Annotated in this window: 16 protein-coding genes, 1 pseudogene and 1 riboswitch; of the genes and pseudogenes, 9 read left to right on the top strand and 8 right to left on the bottom strand. The window is 73.3% G+C overall.

What is annotated here, in order from left to right:
• Positions 1–38 precede the first annotated feature (38 nt).
• The 5 genes from OG435_RS04335 to OG435_RS04315 form a co-directional block, all read right to left on the bottom strand.
• Entirely contained in the window at positions 39–1,214 is a 1,176-nt protein-coding gene (locus tag OG435_RS04335) for an acyl-CoA dehydrogenase family protein (RefSeq protein WP_266875374.1), read from the bottom strand.
• Between the two features lie 119 nt (positions 1,215–1,333).
• Entirely contained in the window at positions 1,334–3,409 is a 2,076-nt protein-coding gene (locus OG435_RS04330) for an acetate--CoA ligase family protein (protein WP_266875373.1), read from the bottom strand.
• A gap of 1 nt (position 3,410) precedes the next feature.
• Positions 3,411–3,602, bottom strand: coding sequence for a ferredoxin (locus OG435_RS04325; RefSeq protein ID WP_266875372.1), 192 nt, complete (start codon positions 3,600–3,602; stop codon positions 3,411–3,413).
• On the bottom strand, positions 3,599–4,930 hold the full coding sequence (locus tag OG435_RS04320; RefSeq protein ID WP_266875371.1) for an NADH-ubiquinone oxidoreductase-F iron-sulfur binding region domain-containing protein: 1,332 nt from the start codon (positions 4,928–4,930) through the stop codon (positions 3,599–3,601). The genes OG435_RS04325 and OG435_RS04320 overlap by 4 nt, the downstream gene beginning before the upstream one ends.
• Entirely contained in the window at positions 4,927–5,328 is a 402-nt protein-coding gene (locus tag OG435_RS04315; protein WP_266875370.1) for a hypothetical protein, read from the bottom strand. The genes OG435_RS04320 and OG435_RS04315 overlap by 4 nt, the downstream gene beginning before the upstream one ends.
• 399 nt (positions 5,329–5,727) lie before the next feature.
• Between OG435_RS04315 and OG435_RS04310 the strand changes: the two genes are divergently transcribed.
• From OG435_RS04310 to OG435_RS04280, 7 genes and pseudogenes are all read left to right on the top strand, one after another.
• Positions 5,728–7,017 (top strand): aromatic ring-hydroxylating oxygenase subunit alpha, encoded by a 1,290-nt coding sequence (locus OG435_RS04310; RefSeq protein WP_266875369.1) that lies wholly within the window; start codon positions 5,728–5,730, stop codon positions 7,015–7,017.
• A 109-nt stretch (positions 7,018–7,126) separates the two neighbouring features.
• A complete protein-coding gene (locus OG435_RS04305; protein WP_266875368.1) occupies positions 7,127–8,257 on the top strand; it encodes a polyamine ABC transporter substrate-binding protein in 1,131 nt (376 codons plus the stop codon).
• A gap of 103 nt (positions 8,258–8,360) precedes the next feature.
• Positions 8,361–9,182, top strand: a complete 822-nt coding sequence (locus OG435_RS04300) for an ABC transporter permease (protein ID WP_266875367.1) — start codon at positions 8,361–8,363, stop codon at positions 9,180–9,182.
• A complete protein-coding gene (locus OG435_RS04295; protein WP_266875366.1) occupies positions 9,179–10,138 on the top strand; it encodes an ABC transporter permease in 960 nt (319 codons plus the stop codon). The genes OG435_RS04300 and OG435_RS04295 overlap by 4 nt, the downstream gene beginning before the upstream one ends.
• Before the next feature lie 389 nt (positions 10,139–10,527).
• Positions 10,528–11,598 (top strand): annotated as a pseudogene (locus OG435_RS04290) (ABC transporter ATP-binding protein); the annotation flags it as partial.
• Between the two features lie 32 nt (positions 11,599–11,630).
• Positions 11,631–12,947, top strand: a complete 1,317-nt coding sequence (locus OG435_RS04285; RefSeq protein WP_266875364.1) for a flavin monoamine oxidase family protein — start codon at positions 11,631–11,633, stop codon at positions 12,945–12,947.
• A 139-nt stretch (positions 12,948–13,086) separates the two neighbouring features.
• The gene (locus OG435_RS04280) at positions 13,087–14,424 is read left to right on the top strand and encodes an aldehyde dehydrogenase family protein (protein WP_266881526.1); all 1,338 of its coding nucleotides are present in this window, start codon (positions 13,087–13,089) and stop codon (positions 14,422–14,424) included.
• Here the strand turns inward: OG435_RS04280 and OG435_RS04275 are convergent.
• Positions 14,414–14,881 (bottom strand): Ohr family peroxiredoxin, encoded by a 468-nt coding sequence (locus OG435_RS04275; RefSeq protein ID WP_266875363.1) that lies wholly within the window; start codon positions 14,879–14,881, stop codon positions 14,414–14,416. The two genes, OG435_RS04280 and OG435_RS04275, sit on opposite strands and share 11 nt — an antisense overlap.
• A 75-nt stretch (positions 14,882–14,956) precedes the next feature.
• Positions 14,957–15,020: riboswitch (guanidine-III (ykkC-III) riboswitch) on the bottom strand.
• Between the two features lie 47 nt (positions 15,021–15,067).
• Positions 15,068–16,105 carry an AraC family transcriptional regulator gene (locus OG435_RS04270; protein WP_266875362.1) on the bottom strand — a complete coding sequence of 346 codons (1,038 nt, stop codon included), beginning with the start codon at positions 16,103–16,105 and terminating at the stop codon, positions 15,068–15,070.
• 265 nt (positions 16,106–16,370) lie between these two features.
• On the opposite strand from OG435_RS04270, the gene OG435_RS04265 reads away from it, so the two are divergent.
• Entirely contained in the window at positions 16,371–17,126 is a 756-nt protein-coding gene (locus OG435_RS04265; protein ID WP_266875361.1) for a type 1 glutamine amidotransferase domain-containing protein, read from the top strand.
• Positions 17,127–17,180: 54 nt separating this feature from the next.
• Complete coding sequence (locus tag OG435_RS04260) at positions 17,181–19,298, top strand: hypothetical protein (protein WP_266875360.1); 2,118 nt, start codon at positions 17,181–17,183, stop codon at positions 19,296–19,298.
• Between the two features lie 9 nt (positions 19,299–19,307).
• Here the strand turns inward: OG435_RS04260 and OG435_RS04255 are convergent, their stop codons facing one another.
• Positions 19,308–20,162 (bottom strand): PAS domain-containing protein, encoded by an 855-nt coding sequence (locus OG435_RS04255; RefSeq protein WP_266881525.1) that lies wholly within the window; start codon positions 20,160–20,162, stop codon positions 19,308–19,310.
• Positions 20,163–20,178 lie beyond the last annotated feature (16 nt).

The raw sequence follows: 20,178 nt of genomic DNA, 5'->3' as shown, positions 1-20,178 counted from the left end.
TCGTGATCGTGGATGAGGGGGAGGTGGTGGTGGACCGATCAGGAGCGGCCGGGCAGCGCGAGTGCCCGCGTACCCCGCTTGATCAGCTCGTTCGCGATGATCAGGCGCTGGATCTCGGAGGTCCCCTCCCAGATCCGGTCGACGCGCAGTTCGCGGTACATCCGCTCGACGGGGTACGAGCGGTCGTAGCCGCGGCCGCCGAAGATCTGCACGCACCGGTCGATGACCCGGCCCGCCGCCTCGCTTGCGGCGAGCTTGGCCGTGGACGCCTTGGCGTGCAGGGTCTTGGGGTCGGTGTGCGGCTGGTCGGCCTCCCAGGCGACCTGGTGGGTGTAGGCGCGGTTGACGGCGATGTCGACGGCGCAATCGGCGAGCATGCCCTGGATCAGCTGGAAGTCGGCGATGGGCGAGCCGAACTGGCGGCGACGCACCGACCAGTCGCGGGCGAGTTCCAGGGCCCGCTCCGCCGCTCCGACGGTCCGGGCCGCGATCATCAGCCGCTCGTCCGTGAACCACTCCTTCGTCAGCTCGTAGCCGTTGCCGACACCGCCGAGCACGTCCTCGTCGGCGACGAAGACGTCGGTGAAGGTGAACTCGGGGTGCCCGTTCACCGCGGAGTGCATGAACCGGGGGACCCGGGTCATCTCGACGCCCGCCGCCCCCTTGTCCACGAAGAACAGGGTCGCGGCCCGCTCCGGGCCCGCATCGGCCTGCACCAGAAGGAAGTCGGCGATGTCACCACAGGTGACGAACCACTTCTCGCCGTTCAGCAGCCAGCCGCCCTCGGTGCGGGTCGCGGTGCTCGTGCACGAGCCGGGATCCGAGCCGGCACCGGGTTCGGTCACCGCGAACGCGTCGAAGCGCTCGCCCCGGATGACGGGCAGGAGGTACTCCTCGCGCTGCGCCTCGGTGCCGTGGGCGAGGACGTTCGCGGGCCGCCAGGGGATGTCCCAGAGGCAGTTGGTGACCTTGCCGAACTCCTCCTCGACGATGACCTGGTCCAGCAGGGACAGGCCGGCCCCGCCCCAGGCCGCGGGCATGTTGATCGCGTAGACGCCGGCGTCCATGGCGGCCCGGGTCAGTTCGCGGACCGTCCCGACGGGCAGGGGACCGCCCGCTTCCTCGGACTGGTCCTCGTACCCCATCAGGAGTTGTGCGTAGGCGGCGGCGCGGGCTTTGAGGTCGGCCTGCTCGGGCGTGTAGCGGAAATCCATGACGCTCTCCGGTGCGGAAGGGATGGAGGGGAGGGAAGGTATGGAGGGGACGGAAGGTGCGGAAGGGGGCGGAGGGATGGAAGGAATGTGGGAGGTGCGGGGGAACGCGGGCCGGTCGGTCAGCCCAGGACGGCCCGTGCGTCCAGCGCCAGGGCGCCGTCCGGGCGGACCAGCAGCGGGTTGACCTCCAGTTCCGCGATCTCCGGATGCGCGGCGGCCACCGTCGTGATGCGTTCGATCACGGCCGCCGCGGCGGCCACGTCGACGGCCGGCCGGCCCCGGACACCCGCGAGCAGGGCCGCGGTCCGCAGCCCCCGCAGCAGCTCCTCGGCCCGCCGCGCCGGTACGGGCGCCAGCGCGAAGGCCACGTCGCGCAGGGTCTCGGTGAGGACCCCGCCGAGCCCGACCATGGCCACCGGTCCGAAGCGGGGGTCGTGGTTCACGCCCACGATCAGCTCGATGCCGTCCGAGAGGTCCGCCATCGCCTCGACCGAGTACGAGCCGGGGCCGAGCCGGGCGCGCATGTCCCGGTAGGCGGCGAGGAGCGCGTCCCGGTCGGCCAGGCCCAGCGCCACGCCACCCGCGTCGGACTTGTGCAGGAGGTGCAGGGCCTTCAGTACGTACGGGCCCTCGAACTCCCCGGCCGCGGCCAGTACTCCCGCCTCGTCCGTGACCTCACGGGCGGCCGGGAACGGCACACCGGCGGCGCCGAGCAGCGCGCGTACCCCGTGGTACCCAGGATCGCGCAGCGCCGCCGCGGCGGCGGGCAGCGCCGGGAGCCCCGGCACGGGGCCCGCCGCGCGGCCGGTCATCGCCGACAGCGCGCGGGCGGCGTCCTCGGTGGCGGCGAAGACGGGTATCCCGGCCCCGGCCAGTACCCGGCAGCTCGGCGACCCCGGGTACATCGACTGCACCACCAGGGGCTTCGGCGAGCCCGCGACGTGGGCGACGATCTTCTCGGCGGCCCGGGTCTCCCCCTCCGCGAGCGCGGAGCCGCCCGCCTGCCCGCCGCCCAGGCCGCCCTCGGACGCCGCGTACCCGCCGAAGTAGCCCGTCATCAGGACGGCGTCGACCTCGTCGGCGGCGAGCAGGTGCCCGACCGTGTCGGCGTACGACAGGGGTTCCTGCTCGCCCATCCCCGCCAGGTCGACCGGGTTGGCGACCGCGGACTGCTGCCACAGCACGGTCCGCAGTCCTGCCTGGGTCGCCTCCGCGAGCTCCGGCACGGCGAGCCCGGCCTCCTCGGCGGCGTCGGCCGCGATCGCCCCGTGGCCGCCGCCGTCGGTGAAGACCGCAGTCCGGCCGCCTCCCGTACGGGGCCCCGGGCGGCTGCTCACCGCGGCCAGTACGACGGTCATCTCCCTCGGGGTGCGCACGAGTTCCACCCCCGCGTCGCGGCAGGCGGCGGCCACGACTTCGGCCGATGTGGTGAGCGCCCCGGTGTGCGACCGGGCGCTGCGGGCCGAGGCGGAGCCGCGCCCGGCGGTGAGCAGGACCACCGGCTTGCCGGCCGCGGCGGCGGCCCGGGCGAAGGCCCTGCCGTCGCCGAAGTCCTCGGCGTACACGGCGATCGCCGTGGTGGCCTCGTGGCGGGCGCAGTCCTCGACGAGGTCGACGAGGGTGACGTCGGCCTGGTTGCCGAGGGAGACGAAGCGGGAGAAGCCCAGACCGTGCGGAGCGCCGCGGAGCTGGAGTTCGAGGGCGAGGTTGCCGCTCTGGCTCAGCAGGGCGACGCCGCCGGGTGCGAAACGGTCCGAGGCGAGGTACAGCTCCGTCGTGTTGTCGGCGATGCCCAGGCAGTTGGGTCCGACGAGCACGGCTCCGGCCGCCCGGACCCGGGCGACGATCGCGCGCTGCCGCGCCGCACCCTCCGGGCCGGCTTCGGCGAAGCCGGCGGTGATGCCGACGATGGCCTTCGCCCCGCAGGCCAGGGCCTCTTCCACGGCGGCCTCGAAGCCGCTGCCGGGGACGGAGATCACCACCAGGTCGACGGGTTCGCCGATCGCGGAGAGGGACGGGGCGGCCCGCCTGCCGAGGACGGTGCCGCCGCGCCGGTTCACCAGGTGCACCGGGCGCCGCCCGTCTGCGCGCAAGGCCTGGGAGGCCACCGCGTGGCCGTACTTCGCCGGGTCGTCGCTGGCGCCGACCACGGCGACCGAGCGGGGGTCGAACAGAGCGCTCAGCTCACGTTCCATGTCAGTTCTCCACTCTGAGCGCGGAGTTGGGGCAGCTCTCGGCGCAGGCGCGCGCCGCTTCCTCGGCGCCGGGCGGGACGGTGACGGGGAGGACCTTCGCGTAGCCCCACTCGTCGAGTTCGACCAGGTGGGGTGCGTGTTCCTGGCACAGTCCGTAGCCCTGGCAGCGGGTGGAGTCCAGCAGGAGTTTCACGGTGTTCCCTTCAGGGCGGGCAAGCGGGGTTCGGTCGGGGCGGTCCGGGCGGTCCGGTCGTCCGCGGTCGCGGCGGAGACGTCCGGTACGGCCACGGTGAGGCGGTGCCCGTGACCGCTCGCGGGTGAGGAGACGGCGCGGGCGCAGCCGGGACAGGGCCCGCGCAGGTGGGACCGGACGAGTTCGGGGAAGGAGCGCAGGAGGCTGCCGGCCAGGCCCGCGGCGGCGTCGAGCAGCCCGCACGCGCCCCGCCCGGGCAGGCCCCGCGACCACCGCTCCAGGTGGACGAGGGTGTCGGGGCCGGCGGTCCCCACGGCGAGGGCGTACACGGCGTCGCGGACCGCCGCGGTGCCCGAGACGCAGACCCCGCACTGCCGTGCGCTCTCGGCCGCGAGGTGACCGACGGCGTCGGCGGCGGTGCTCACCGGGCAGGCCCCGGGGGCGAGGAAGCGGATCGCTCCGCAGCCCAGTGCGGTGTCCGCCGCGGCGAGCGCGCCGGGTTCGAGGGGGAGGTCCAGGGCGCGGGCGTCGACGAGTCCGCCGAACAGGCCGCCCAGCAGTGCCCCGGCCGCGTCCGGGGCGCCGAGTTCGCCGGCCAGGGTGCGCAGGGGGACTCCGTAGGGGACCTCGGTGAGGACGGGGGCCGCGCTCCCGCCGGACAGGGTCACGAGGGTGGAGCGGGCGATCGCCCGCCGCAGGCCGGGGAGGGCGGCGGTGAGGGCGATGCGGGCGAGCGTCTCGACGTTGGAGACCAGGGTCGGCGCGCCGCCGACACCGCGTTCGAAGGGGCGGGGCGGCTTGGCCGTGGGCAGGGCCGGGCCGCCGTCGATCCGGCGGACGACCGCGCTCTCCTCCCCGGCGACGTAGGCGTGGGCGGTCTCGACGACCTCGACGGGCAGGCACGGCTCCCGTTCGGCGAGGGCCCGGCGCACCCGGTCCGCGGCCACCGGGTCCGAGAGGTAGACGTAGCCGCGTACGGCGCCGGTGACCGCGGCGGCGCGGGCGAGGCCGTCGAGCACCAGATGGGGCCTGGCCCGCAGCAGCCAGCGGTCCTTGACCGAACCGGGCTCGCCCTCCTCGCCGTTCGCCACCACCACCGGGGCGCCTCCGCGCTCGCGGACGGCGCGGAGCTTGACGTCGGCCGGGAAGCCGGCCCCGCCGCGCCCGCGCAGACCGGATGCGGCGAGGTGGCGCAGCAGCTCCTCCGGGCCGGTGGCGTCGGTGTAGCCACCGGTGGCGAGGTACGCCTCGAGGTCTTCCGTCGTGCCGGGCGCGGCGCCGAGTACGGAGCCCGGTGCCTGCCCGGTCGGGATTCGGATCGTGGTCATCGGCTGCTTCCTGTCCGGGGGTTGGCGCGCAGGGTCCGTACGGCGCTCTCGAGTGCGGTGCGGTCCGCGGCGGTGCGGGCGTATCCCGTTCCCGGGAGGCCGATGAGCATGCGGTGGTGGTCGAGGACCACCTCGCCGGCGACCAGGGCTGCCGTGCGGTCGCCCTGACCGGGGCCGCCGGCCGCGGCGGTCACCAGGGCGGTGACCTCGGCCAGGTAGCGCAGCCAGCCGCGCCGGCCGCCCCGCAGGATCAGGCGCTCCAGGCGGTGTTGCTCGGAGGCGATCAGGTCCGTGGGGGGACGGTGCGGGGAAGCGCGCAGGGCGGCGACCGCAGCGGGCAGTTCCCGCTCCGGTTCGGGGGTGAGCCCGAGCCAGTCCAGACGCCGACGACCGCTCATGCGTGCCTCCGGGAGGAGTGGGGTGCCGTGAGCCACCGGGCCGGTTCCGGGAGCCGGGGTCGGCGTGGGGATGCCCGGGGCTCACCGCGGGGACGCCGATGGCGTGCGGCAGGGGAGGAGGAGGGGGTGCGGGCCCTGGCGGGTGCCAGGGCGGCGGGGCTGCATCCAGCCCGACAAAAGGCCCAGAAGAGGCCGAACGCCGGTGCAGCGACGAGAATTACGCTAGCTGACCGATCGGTCAGCGTACAAGTCTTGACCCGGCGGAAATCAGCCAGCAATCTGGCTGTCCAATCGGTCAGCAAGGCCCCGGCGACCGCCGCGGCCCGCTGTCCAACGCCGGGTCGTCTCGATGCCCTCGCCGAGACCGATCACCGCACCGCGGTACGGAGGAGTCACCCGATGCACTCCAGAGCCCCCGAAAAGCCCCCGGCCGACCAGTCGGCCGAGTCCCACCCGCCGGTCCCGGCCGACCAGTCGGCCGAGCCCCACCCGCCGGTCCGGGCCGACCAGCCGATGCCGGCCCGCGCGCCGGTCCCGGACGCCCCCGGGCCCGCCCTGTCAGCCCGCTACTACACCGATCCCGACACGGCCGCCCAGGAGGTCCGGCAGGTCTTCGCCAAGGCCTGGCAGCTCGTCTGCCACGAGTCCGACCTGCCGAACCCGGGCGCCCGGCTCGCCGCCACCGTCGCCGGCCGCGAGGTGCTCGTCGTCCGCACCGAGGACGGCGCCCTCGCCGCCCACCTCAACGTGTGCCGCCACCGCGGAACACGCCTGGTCACCGCCCCCGAACCAGCCGGCAAAGCGATCCGCTGCCCGTACCACGGCTGGACCTACCGCCTCGACGGAACCCTGGTCGGAGCCCCGGAGGCGAGGCAGATCCCCTGCCTCGACAAGCCCGCCCTCGGCCTGTTCCCGGCCCGCGTCGAATCCTTCCTCGGCTTCGTGTTCGTCAACCTCGACCCCGACGCCGTGCCCCTGGCCCAGCAGTGCGCCGGGCTCGCCGAGGCCGTCGGCCACTACGCCGGGGCCGACCTGGTCCCGGTCGGCCGCGCCCGGATCCACGACCTGGCCGCAGCCGAGGTGCAGGAGGCCAACTGGAAGGTGACGGTCGACAATTACCTGGAGGGCTACCACGTACCGGTGGCCCATCCGGGGCTGATGCGGCTGCTCGACTACCAGGGCTACACCTGCGAGATCGAGGAGTCCTACGCACTGTTCGCCTCGCCCCTGCGGGACAAGCCGTCCTCGAACTGGGCCGAACGCCTCTACCAGCGCATCGCCGCCCCCATGCCCGGCCTCGCCGAAGCCGACCGCCGGACCTGGCGCTACGCGGTCATCTACCCGAACACCCTCATCGACTTCTACCCCGACCACGTCCTGGCCTGGACCGCGATCCCGACGGCGGTCGACCGGGTGGCCGTCCCCGGCGCGTTCTACACCCGGCGCGGTACGGGCCTGCGCACCCGCATCGCCCGCCGCCTGAACATCCACATCGGCTGGATCACCAACGACGAGGACGTCGAGCTGGTCGCCCGTGTGCAGAAGGGCCTCTCCACCCCCGGCTTCGAGCCCGGCCCGCTGTCCCGCCGAGAGGCAGCGGTCGGCTGGTTCGCCGGCCGCATCCGGGCGGACCTGGACGCCGTAGCTGATCCCGCCGCGGATCCCGGCGCGGCAGACGTCGAGCGCTGAACCGCGCCTGAGACAGCTCCAGTTCCCCCCGTCTCACCTCACCCCCCACCCTCCGCGCACGTCTTCCCACCAGCCGTCTCCCCACGGCCCCCTACGGAGAGGACCCCGCATGTCCCCCGAGGCACACCCCCTGTCCAGACGCTCCCTCCTCCGCGCCGGCACCGCCGCCGCATTCGGCCTCGCGGCAGCCGGCTGCGGGTTCGCGGCCGGTGACGACCCGGCCGGCAAAGCGGCCGAGGAGACGCCGATCGACGTCAAGGTCGACGGCGACCTCGTCTACTTCAACTGGGCCGACTTCGTCGACCCGGCCGTCTTCGAAGGCTTCGAGAAGGAGTACGGCGTCAAGGTCGTCCAGTCGAACTTCGACTCGATGGAAGGCATGGCCGCCAAGCTCAACTCCGGGAACCGGTACGACATCATCTTCCCCACGGCGAAGTGGTCCCAGCGCCTCGCCGACGGGGGGAAGCTGCGGACGATCGACCACACCCGGCTGAAGAACGCCGAGGCCGTGTTCGCCGGCTACGACTACTTCGCCGACCCCTGGTACGACCCCCGCTCCCGGCACACCGTGCCCTTCACCATGTACAAGACCGGCATCGGCTGGCGCCGCGACCGGCTCGGCGACCTGACCGGCTCCTGGGACGACCTGTGGAACGAGCAGGCCAAGGGCAAGGTCTTCGTCCTCGACGACCGCGACGAGGTGCTCGGCGTGGGCGAGCTCAAGCTCGGCCTCGGCCTCACCACCGACGACCAGGACGAGCTCGCGCGCGTCACCGACACCCTGCGCTCGCTCCGCCCCCGCCTGCGCGGCTTCTCCAGCGACAGCTACAACAACCTGCTCAACGGCAACGCCGACATGACGCAGGCGTGGAGCGGGGACATGGCCGCCATGCTCGCCCAGGCGGAGGACCCCTCCGTCTTCGGCTTCGAGGTCGCCCGCGAGGGCGCCCCCCTCAACTCCGACTGTTACGCGATCCCCGCCAACGCGCAGCACCCCGGCACGGCGATGCTCTTCATCGACTACATGCTCCGCCCGGAGAACGTGAAGAAGAACATCGAGTACATCGGCTACCCCATGCCGGTCCGCGGCAGCGAGGACACCTACACCGCGCTCGTCGAGCCGTTCCCCCAGTGCCAGGTGACGGCGGCCGACCTCAAGGACGACCTCTACTTCCGCAACGGCACGGCCAAGGGCGAGCAGCACCGCGACGCCGCCTGGACCGACGTGAAGGCCGGCTGACATGCCACGACCTGATCTTCGGGGTCCGCGGGTCGGATCCGTCCCGCCCCGTCCGCCGCGCGGAGGACGCGCGGGGAAGGAGGCGAGGCTGTGGACCTGGTTCATGCTCCCGGGCACCCTCTGGATGACCGGGTTCCTCGTCGCGTCCCTGCTCCTGGTGGCCACCCTCTCCCTCGGCACCACCGACCCGCTCGGAAACCCTCGCTTCGGGCTCAACTTCGAGAACTTCGCCGCGCTGGCCGATCCGGCCTACCGCACCGTCCTGCTGCGCTCGCTCGGCTACGCGCTGATCACCTGCCTGATCTGCCTGGCCGTGGCCTACCCCGTCGCCTACGCCATCGCCCTGAGCGGCGGCCGCTTCAAGAACCTGCTGATCGCCGCGATCGTCGTCCCGTTCTTCGCCAACTACCTGGTGCGGATGTACGGCTGGTCCGTGGTGCTCTCCGACGACGGGCCGGTACTGAAGGCCCTGCGCGCGATCGGCCTCGCCGACGGCGACACCAAGATCCTCCAGACCGCTCCGGGGGTCATCGCCGGACTCGTCTACGGCTTCGTCGTCTTCATGATCATCCCGCTGTACGCGGCCATGGAGCGCATGGACACCTCACTCATCGAGGCCGGACGGGACCTCTACGGCGGCCCCTTGAGGACCTTCCTCTTCGTCACCGTGCCCGCCACCCGCCAGGGCGCGGCAGCCGGCTGCGTCCTCGTCTTCCTGCCCGCCATGGGCGACTTCGTCAGCGCACAGCTCATGGGAGGCCCCGACCAGATCATGATCGGCAACCTGATCCAGGACAAGTTCTTCCAGGGCCAGAACTGGCCGCTCGGCTCGGCCCTGACCATCCTGCTGATGGCGGTGCTGCTGCTCGGGATGCTCGGCTACCTGAGGCGCACCCGCAAGGACGAGGCGGAGGCGGTCCGATGAACCCGCGCCCGGTCACCCGTACGGTGCCTGCCGCGCCGCACGCCGCGACGACCGAAGGCACCGCCCCACGGACCGACCCACGGACCGCCGGCGCGGCGAAGACCCGGCCCGCCACCCGGACGCGCCGCCCCGCCCCGCGGCGCCGCGGAGCCGACCGCCGGCCCCGGTTCGCGATCGCCGTCACGGTGCTCTTCTTCGCGCTGCTCTACCTCCCCGTCGGCGTCGTCGTCCTGTTCTCCTTCAACGCGCAGAAGTCCCTCACCGTCTTCGACGGGGTGAGCCTGCGCTGGTACGACGCGTTCCTCCACGACGACGTACTCATCGGCTCGCTCGGCATGAGCCTGCGGGTGTCCCTGGTCGCGATGGCCGTCTCGCTCGTCCTCGGAGTGGCCCTCGCCCTGGGACTGGTCCGCGGCCGCGGCCGCCTCGGCTCCTTCGCGGGACTGGTCATGCTCGTCCCGCTGATCACTCCGGAGATCGTCACCGGTGTCGCCTCGATGATGCTCTTCAAGGGCCTCGGCATCACCCTGTCCACCACCACCGTGATGCTCGCCGAGATCACCTTCTCCGTCTCCTACGTCACGGTGATCCTGCGCTCCCGCATAGCCGCCCTCAACCCGGAGGTCGAGGAGGCCGCGATGGACCTCGGCGCCACCCGCGGACAGGCCCTGCGCCTGGTGACCCTGCCCGCGCTGCTCCCCGGCATCCTCGCGTCCGGAGTACTGATCTTCGCCCTCGTCTTCGACGACTTCGTCCTCGCCTACTTCACCACCGGTGTCGACCCGCAACCGCTCTCCGTCCGCATCTACTCGGCGATCAGGTTCGGCGTCCAGCCCACCATCAACGCCGTCGGCACCCTGATGCTCGTCGGCTCCATCGCCCTCATCGCGTTCGCCCTCGCCATCCCGCGCCTCTTCGGCCGCCGAGGCGGCCTCGATCTGCTCCCGGGGAAGTGACACCCATGCAGCACCAGAACCCTGATCCGCCCGCGGACGCGCACACCGTCGACCCGCACGCCGTCGCCCCCGACGCCGCGGCCCTGCACACCGCAGGCGACCCGCCCGCCGACGCCGCCCTGCATGCCGCAGCCACCCTGCACACCGCAGGCGACCCGCCCGCCGACGCCGCCCTGCATGCCGCAGCCACCCTGCACACCGCAGGCGACCCGCCCGCCGACGCCGCCCTGCATGCCGCAGCCACCCTGCACACCGCAGGCGACCCGCCCGCCGCAGCCGCCCCGCACGCCGGACCCGCCCAGCACGCCGCAGGCGACCCGCACGCCGAACCTGCCCAGCACGCCGCAGCCGCCCCGCACGCCGAACCCGCCGAGCACGCCGCAGGCGACCCGCACCCGGCGGTCCGGCTCGACCGGGTCGCCAAGCAGTACCGCAACACGGACACCTACGCCGTCCACGACGTCACCCTCGACATCGCCCCCGGTGAGTTCTTCTCCCTCCTCGGCCCCTCCGGCTGCGGGAAGACGACCCTGCTGCGCATGACCGGAGGCTTCGTCGACCCCACGGAGGGCAGCGTCCTGCTCGACGGCGAGGACGTCACGGGCCTGCCGCCCAACAAGCGCAACGTCAACACCGTCTTCCAGAGCTACGCCCTCTTCGACCACCTCTCGCTCGCCGACAACGTGGCCTTCGGCCTCAAGCGCAGCGGCGTTCCCCGCGCCGAGATCCGCCGGCGGGTCGGCGAGATGCTGGACCTCGTACAGCTCGGAGAACTGGCCGGCCGCAAGCCGCCCACGCTCTCTGGCGGCCAGCGCCAGCGCGTCGCCCTCGCCCGCGCCCTGGTCAACCGGCCCCAAGTCCTGCTCCTGGACGAGCCACTGGCCGCCCTCGACCTGAAACTGCGCCGCCGGATGCAGGTCGAGCTCAAGCAGATCCAGCGCGAGGTCGGCATCACCTTCGTCTTCGTCACCCACGACCAGGACGAGGCGCTGACCATGTCGGACCGCCTCGCCGTCATGAACGAGGGCCGCATCGAGCAGTGCGGCACACCGGAGGACGTGTACGAGCGCCCCACGAGCCGGTTCGTGGCCTCCTTCATGGGTACCTCCAACCTGGTCCCGGGGACCTACCGCTCCGGCCGCGTCGTCCTCGACCAGGGCCCCGCCCTGCCCGTGGGCCCCCGGCCCGGCGTCCCCGAAGGCAGCCGGGTCAGCCTCTCGATCCGTCCGGAGAAGGTCTGGCTCTCCGGCTTCGAACCGGGCATGGCCCGGGTCGGCGGAGTCGTCCGGGAGACCGTGTACAGCGGCCCGACCACCACCTACCTCATCGAGCTGGCCCCCGGCGTCACGGTGTCCGTGCTGGAGCAGAACACCGTCCGGTCCCGTATGGAGGACCGCTGGAGCGGCGGCGAGCAGGTCGAGATCGGCTGGGACCCCGAGCACTGCCTCGTCCTCGACTGACCCATCCGGCACCGACCGAAGGAAGCACACCCATGAACCACGACGTCATCGTGCTCGGCGCCGGACTGGCAGGTCTCGCCGCCGCGCGCGACCTGGCCGCGGGCGGGGCCGACGTCCTCGTCGTCGAGGCCCGCGACCGGGTCGGCGGACGCGTCGAACAGACCACCCTCCCCGACGGCCGGCTGGTCCAGCTCGGCGGGGAGGTGGTCGGCCGGGCCCACACCGCCTACACCGCTCTGGCCGCGGAACTGGGCCTCACCCTGGTCCCCAGCTACGTCGCCGAGCCCGGGGCCCTCGTCCGCGCCACCCCCGAAGGAGTCTCCGCCGCGGACCCGCCCCACTGGTTCGGGCCCGGCGACGACGCCTGCCACGCCAAGGTCAGCGCCGCCTTCACGGCGCTCGCCGCCGACGTCGATCCGGCCGACCCCTGGTCCCACCCCGAGGCCGCGCGGCTCGACCGGCTGTCCGTCGGCGACTGGCTCCGCGCCCAGGGCGCCACCCAGGCCGTCGTACGCCTCTGGGAGATCGGCCAACTCGCCCTCGCCGACGGCTCGTGCGAACGGACCTCCCTGCTCGCGGCCCTGCGCAAACACGCCGCCGTACCCGGCACCGGCCACTACGAGTACGAGGCGTGGGAGGGCCTGCGCGTGACCGAGGGCTCGGCGACCGTGGCCCTGCGCATGGCCGAGGCCCTCGGCGGCCGGATCCGTACGGGTTCCCCCGTCGCGGAGGTCGCGATACGGCGGCCGGGCCGCAGCTCCGTACGCCTGGCCGACGGCGAAACCCTCACCGCCGACGCCGTGGTCAGCGCCCTCCCGGCCGGCCCGTTCCGCGCGCTCGCCGTCACCGGGGTGCCCGACGAACGCCTCTCCTCCCTGCACCGCCAACGCCACGCCCTCGCCGCCAAGTTCACCGCCGCGTACGCCCGACCCTTCTGGCGCGACCAGGGCCTCAGCGGCCTCTCCGAATGCGAAGGCGTCCTCGGCAGCACCTGGCCCCAGAGCGAAGGCATCCTCTCCGCCCTGGTCCCGCCCGAACGCTACGGAGTCCTCCTCGGCACGCCCGCCCCCCTGCGCACCGCCGAACTGCTGGCCGACATCGCGCGCCTCTACGGAGACGAGGCGCACCGGCCGCTCGCCACCTTCATCCGGATGTGGGGCACCGACCCGTGGACCCAGGGGTACGTCACCCAGTGGGCCCCCGGTGACGTCATGGCCGTCGGCCCCCGCCACGGCACCCATGAACCCCCCTTCTACGTCTGCGGGTCCGACCAGTGGGTGGCCGGCTACATGGAAGGTGCCGTCCGCACCGGACGCGCCGCCGCCGAGGAGGCCCTGCGCCGTGGCTGACGCCCCGCACGACCACACCGCGACGCCGCACGACGGCACCGCGACGCCGCACGACCGCATCGGGCCCCCGCCTCACCCCACCGGGCTCCTGTACAACCACATCGGGGGAGTGGACCGGCCCGCGGCCACCGGCGACACCATGGCCCTCACCGACCCCGCCACCGGACGCGTGCACCGCCACGCCCCGCGCTCGGGCCCCGCCGACACGGACGCGGCCTGCTTCGCGGCGGCCGCCGCGTACGCACACTGGTCCACCACGACCCCGCAGGTGCGCCAGCGCGCCCTCCTCGGCATCGCCGACGCCATCGAGGCGCACGCGGAGGCCTTCACGGCCGCCGAGACCGGGGACACCGGCAAGCCCGCCGAGCAGTTCAGGGACGACGAGCTCCCGGGGATCGCCGACTGCTTCCGCTACTTCGCCGGAGCCGCCCGGAACCTCCCGGGCGCCGCCGCTGCCGAGTACACCGAAGGCCGCACCTCCCTGCTGCGCCGCGAACCGGTCGGGGTCTGCGCCCAGATCACCCCCTGGAACTACCCGCTGATGATGGCCGCGTGGAAGATCGCTCCGGCCATCGCCGCCGGCAACACCACCGTGCTCAAGCCCGCCGACACCACCCCCACCTCGGCCGTGCTCCTGGCCCGGATCGCCGCCGACCATCTGCCGCCGGGCGTGCTCAACGTCGTCTGCGGGGACCGCGACACCGGCCGGGCCCTCACCGCCCACCCGGCGGTCGCCCTGATCGCCGTCACCGGCAGCGTCCGCGCCGGACAGGAGATCGCGGCGGCCGCCGCGGCCGGCCTCAAACGGGTCCACCTGGAACTGGGCGGCAACGCGCCCGTCATCGTCCACGAGGACGTGGACGTGGATGCCACCGCCGCCGCCCTCGCCGCGGTCGCCTTCTACAACGCCGGCCAGGACTGCACCGCACCCACCCGGCTCCTGGTCCACCACCGGATCCACGACGCGTTCCTCGCGGCCTTCGCCGCCCGGGCGGCCGGGCTCCGCGCCGGCGCCGACTTCGGCCCCCTCAACAACACCGTCCAACTGGCCTCGGTACGGGGGCTCCTGGACCGGCTGCCGGCCCATGCCGGGATCGTCACCGGCGGCAGCCGGCTCCCGCGCCCCGGCTTCTTCCACGAGCCCACCGTGGTCGCGGGCGTCCGTCAGAACGACGAGATCGTGCAGGAGGAGATCTTCGGACCCGTCGTGACCGTCCAGTCCTTCGCGGACGAGCCCGAGGCCCTGCACCTCGCCAACGGAGTTCGCTTCGGCCTGGCCGCGAGCGTGTGGACCACCGACCACGACCGGGCGATGCGCGCCACCCGTGCCCTGCACACCGGAATCGTCTGGGTGAACACCCACGGCACCACGGTCTCCGAGATGCCGCACGGCGGAGTCAAACACTCCGGCTACGGCAGCGACCTCTCCCTGTCCGGGCTCCTGGACTACACCCAGGCCAAGCACGTCATGCTGTGAGCGAGGGCGCCGGTTCACCGGGGGCGGGGTCCTCCACCGCCAGGAGCGTCAGCGGTACGTTGCCGCGTACGGCCTGCGAGTAGGGGCATACCGCGTCCGCCCGGTGCAGCAGCGGCTGGAGGTCCGCGGCCCGCCACCCGGGCAGGCTGACGGTGAGGGCCACGGCGAGGCCGTAGCCCGCGGGCGTGTCCGTGGTGCCGAGCTCCACTTCGCAGGCCACCCGCGCGGCGGAGGCGTCCGCCCCGAACTCGGCGGCGACCTCCGCGAGCGCGGAGGTGAAGCAGGCGGCGAAACCGGCCGCGAAGAGCTGCTCGGGGTTGGTGGTGCCCGGGACCTTCTTGCGCGGCGGGGCGAGGCGGACGTCCAGGCGCCCGTCGTCGGTGCGGACGGATCCGGTCCGGCCCCCGGCGGCGTGCGCGGTCGTCCGGTACAGGCTGCGGGTGAGTGGCACGGTCATGGCGTTCGGCCCATCTTGCTCGACGAGGACGCTGCCCGGGCGCGGACAGCGGAAGGCGCCGCTCGTGCGGCACCTCGCGCGTCGTCGTGCGTAACCGGGTACGGCGCGTCTCGTCCGGGGCCTGGGCCGCCGGACAATCTAGCAACGGGGGCGGCCGTCCGGGGGGGTCGACCGCGGTGACCCTCCTCACTCGCGGTGACCTTCCCCAGGGCCGCCGGCCCCGGCGCGAACCGTGGACGCGGGCCGGTGCCTGCTCCTGTAGGCCCCCGGAGGCATCCCCTCCCACCGGGTGAAGGCACGGACCAGGGCCGTCGCGCCGCTGAGGCCGACGAGCGGGGCGATCCGGTCCAGCGGCAGGTCGGTGGTCTCCAGCAGCCGCCCGGCCCGGCCGTGGCGGGCGGTGTCGAGGAGCGCGCGCCACGACGTGCCCTCCGCGTGCAGGGCCCGGCGCAGGGTCCGGACGCTGAGGCTGAGCTCCCCGGCGGGGCCCTGCGGTCCCGCGTCCTGGAGCGCGGCGTCCTCCAGCCACTGCCGTACGCGCTCGGCGACGGTCCCGGCGGCGGACAGCCGGTGCAGCAGCTGGTCGGCGTAGGACCGGTGCAGGGCGTTGAGCGCCGGGTCGTAGAGCGGGCGGCGCCGGTCGAGGTCCTCGTCGGCGACCGTGATCGCCGTCTCCGGGGCGTCGAAGGCGACGGGACAGCCGAGGACGTCGGCGTAGGGCTCCGCCGAGCCCCTCCGCGGGTGGGCGAACGACACGGCCAGGGGCGCCCAGCCGTCGCCGGCGATCCACCGGCCCGCCCGCACCATGCTGCTGACGACCGCTTCCACCTGCTGGGGGTGCATGGCCGCGGCGGCGACGGTCGGCCGGTAACAGATCCTGCCGACGCCGCCGTGACGGTGCAGGGTCACCTTGCCCGCCTGGCTCACCAGGGGGTGGTAGCGCTCGGCCGCCTGCGCGGCGTCCGCGAGGCTGGCGCAGGTGAGGACGAGGTGGCCCAGGATGTGCAGGCCCTCGGGCCTGATCCGGTCACCCACGAGCAGCCCGGTGTGCGGGCCGGCGCCCACGGCGCCGAGCACTTCGTCCCACAGGGCGCGCATCTCGCCGAACTCCAGCCGGTCCGTGGGCAGGCTCCAGGAAGCCGGCCCGCCGGTGCCCTCCGCCGTGGCGCTCAGGACGGCGAGGGCGTAGCACGCGGTGACGGAGGGAGGCTCGATGACTGACACGTCGGTCAGTCAATGCGGGCGCACCGTCCCCGTCAACACCGCACCCCCACACCGCACCCGTCGACACCGCCCCGGCGACGCGGCCCGCGGGACGACGGCCGGGGCGGGTCCGGAGAGTCAACGGGTTGGCCGCCGGAGTCAATGACGGGGCCGCGGGCCGCTCCTAAGGTCGGCGTGCGGGCAGCGGCGGAATCGGGGCCTCCCCAGCGCCGGGGCAGCCCGCTGCCCCGGCGCATTCCCGAACCAACGCTCAGAGGAGTACGCCGTGATTCTCTTCCTGCTCCCCGCGGGCGACTACGACCCCACCGAGGCGGCCGTGCCCTGGGCCGCGCTGCGGGACGCCGGCTTCGAGGTGCGGTTCGCGACCCCGGACGGCAAGGCCGCGTACGCCGACCCCCGGCTCACGGACCTCGGCTTCTCCTGGCTGTCGCCCTGGCTGATGACCCGCCGCGCCGAGCTCGCCGCCTACCGCGACCTCACCGAGGACCCCCATTTCCTCACCCCCTCCTCGTACCAGGAGGTGGACCCGGCCGAGATCACGGGCCTGTTCGTCCCCGGCGGCCACGCCGCGGGCATGCGCACGCTGCTCGAGGACGCCACCGCCCAGTACCTGTTCGCCCGGGTGTTCACCCAGGGGCTGCCGGTGGGGGCCGTCTGCCACGGCGTGCTCCTCGCCGCCCGTGCCATCGATCCCGCCACCGGGCGCTCGGTCCTCCACGGCCGGCGGACGACCGCCCTGACGTCCCTGCTGGAGCTGACCGGATGGAACCTCACCCGGCTCTGGCTGGGGCGCTACTACCGCACCTACCGCGCCACCGTTCAGCAGGAGGTCACCGCGGCGCTCGCCGATCCGGCCCATTTCCTCGCCGGCCCGCCGCTCCCCGTCCGCGACACCGCCGCCCGGCCCGGACGCGGCTTCACCGTCAAGGACGGCAACTACGTCTCCGCGCGCTGGCCCGGCGACTGCCACCGCCTGGCCGCCGACTACCTGGCCCTGGTCCGTGCCCACGTCATGTCGTGAACGCCCTGAACGCCGTGAACGACCCCTGAAGGAGAAAAGGAGAAAGGGATGGGGATGAACCGACGAAGAGCCCGCGGGCGAAGCCGGTACCTGTTAACCGGCCTGGTCCTCGCACTGGTCACCCTGCTGCTCGGCCCCCCGGCCGCCGGCGCGGCGGGCCCGCAATGGTGGGAGCCCGTGGCGCGCCCGGCGCCGGACTCGCAGGTCAACGTCACGGGGGAGCCGTTCACCGGGACCGACGACCGGGGCCGGGTCCGCGGATACGTCGACGGGCACGTCCACTTGATGTCCAACGAGGGCTTCGGAGGGCGGCTGGTCTGCGGAAAGGTCTTCTCCGCGGCAGGGGCGGCGGACGCCCTCAAGGACTGTCCGGAGCACTACCCGAACGGTGTCCTCGCCCTCTTCGACATGATCACCAAGGGCGGTGACGGCCGGCACGACCCGACCGGCTGGCCGACGTTCCGCGACTGGCCGGCCCACGACTCCGCCACCCACCAGCAGACGTACTACGCCTGGGTGGAGCGGGCCTGGCGGGGTGGCCAGCGGGTCCTGGTGAACGACATGGTCACCAACGGCGTCATCTGCTCGCTCTACTTCTTCAAGGACCGCGGCTGCGACGAGATGACCGCGATCAGGCTCCAGATCCAGAAGACGTACGAGCTCCAGGACTACGTCGACGCCATGTACGGCGGCGCCGGCAAGGGCTGGTTCCGGGTCGTCACCGAGCCCGCCCAGGCCCGCAAGGTCATCCAGGAGGGCAAGCTCGCCGTCGTCCTCGGGGTGGAGACCTCCGAACCGTTCGGCTGCAAGCAGGTACGGGACGCCGCCGGCTGCACCATGGCCGACATCGACCGCGGCCTCGACGAACTGCACCGGCTGGGCGTGCGCAGCATGTTCCTGTGCCACAAGTTCGACAACGCCCTGTGCGGCGTCCGGTTTGACTCGGGCACCCAGGGCATGGCCATCAACGTCGGCCAGTTCCTGTCGACGGGCACCTTCTGGAGTACGGAGCCCTGCGCCGGCGCCGAGCACGACAACCCCATCGGCTTCGGTTTGGCCGCCGAGGACCACGCGCAGGCGGCCGCCACCGCGACAGCCGGGAACACCGGCACCACGGAGGAGGACGCGCAGGCGGAGGCCCGGATCCGGGCCGCCCTGCCGGAAGGCGCCGAACTGCCCCAGTACGGCGGCTCCTTGCAGGCGGCTCAGTGCAACCGCCGGGGCCTGACCGCACTGGGCGAGTACGCGGTGCTGGGCATGACCAAGCGCAACATGATGCTGGAGATCGACCACATGAGCGTCAAGGCGGCCAACCAGGCGCTGCGCGTGCTCGAAGCCGAACGCTACTCCGGCGTGCTCTCCACCCACGGCTGGATGGACGACAGCTGGACCGAACGGGTCTACCGCCTGGGCGGGTTCATCACGGGCCACATGTACGAGGCGCCCGCCTTCACCGCCGAGGCGCGCAGGCACGCCGATCTGCGCGCCAAGTACGGTGCCGGGTACGGGATCGGCACCGACATGAACGGCTTCGCCTGGCTCCCCGGTCCCCGGGCGGCGGACGGGAACCCGGTCCGCTACCCCTTCCGCAGCCCCGACGGCGGCTCGGTCCTCGACCGCCAGGTCACCGGCTCGCGCGTCTGGGACGTCAACACCGACGGCGGCGGCACCCACTACGGCCTCGTACCGGACTGGATCGAGGACATCCGGGTCACCGGCGGCCAGGACGTGGTGGACGAGCTCATGCGGGGAGCCGAAGGCTACCTGCGCACCTGGGAGGGAGCCGCCGGCCACACCACCCCGTACGTACCGCTGGTCCGCGGTCACCGCTCGCACGCGGGGCACCTGGCGTCCTCACGCCCCCTGCCCGCGGGGTTCACCCACGAGGGGGTCTGGAAGCTGCTGCGGAACCCCGCGCCCGGCACGGTCCGGCTCTACGAGTGCAAGGTGGCGAACCATTCGATGCTCACCCCAGACCCGGGATGCGAGGGCCAACAGCCGCTCGGCGCGGTCGGATACGCGTACACCAAGGCGGTGCCGGGCTCGATCCCCCTCTACCGATGTTACGCACCTTCGGTGTTCGACCATTTCGTCTCCAACAGGGCCGACTGTGAAGGGCCTTATGTGAGGGAGAGCCTGCTCGGCCACGTCATGCCGGTGGCCGGCCCGTAGCGGCGACACTCAAGGGTGCCCCCGGCTCGTGCGACCCCGGGGGCACCCGGCCCACCCGGACGAGTGCGGGTCGTCCTCGTCGCGGCGCACCTCGCGCCGCGCAATGCCCGGGCTGTCCGGATAATGGGTGGGAAGGCGACTGGAAGGGGGCGTCTCGTGCCATCGGCTCCGCCGGGGGGCGAGGAGGCTCACGGCCCGTTCTGGTCCGAGCCGGGGACACTGCTGGAGCACGTGGCCGTGGCCGTCTTCGGTGTCGATGACAACGACCTCGTCCGTTACTGGGGGCCCGGTGCACGGGACCTCTTCGGGTACGACGCTGCCGCCGTCCTGTCGAAGCCGGGCGCCGTCCTCTTCGCGGACGGGCATCGAGGCGCCTCCGAATCCTGCGCCCGGCTGACGGATCGGGGCCGGACCCTCGGCTACTGGAGGGCTGGCGGTGGCTTCCAGGATGGCCTGTTCCCGGTCGGTCACGTCCATCATCAGCCCGCCCACTCCGGGACGCGAGCCGACCGCCTGGCTCAGGGGGAAGAAGCTCACCGACCGGACCTGGTCGCGGTCCGGATGCCCCCGCGGGCGCAGGCCCACCAGCGTCCCCACGACCGGGGGGCCGCCGAGGGCGACGGCCCTGAGCATGCGCCGGTACTCGCCGCCGTCGGACATGATCATGAATTCGTCCATGCGCCGCCCGAGGTGCGCCTCGATCGGAAGGCCGTCCATGTCGGCGAGCGCCTGGTTGAGGTGGACGTAGCGCAGGTCGGGGTCGAGCATGACCAGGCCGATGGGGCAGGTCTCGAAGAGGGCGTCGAGGAAGGCGAGGTTGGTCTTGACCCGGTCGAGCTCGTCGCTTCGGCTCGCCAGGACCATCACCACGGACCGTCCT

The organism is Streptomyces sp. NBC_01264, assembly GCF_026340675.1.
In the GTDB taxonomy this organism is placed as follows: domain Bacteria; phylum Actinomycetota; class Actinomycetes; order Streptomycetales; family Streptomycetaceae; genus Streptomyces.
The sequence above is the reverse complement of the archived record's forward strand: the minus strand, read 5'-3'. Positions and strand labels throughout refer to the sequence as shown.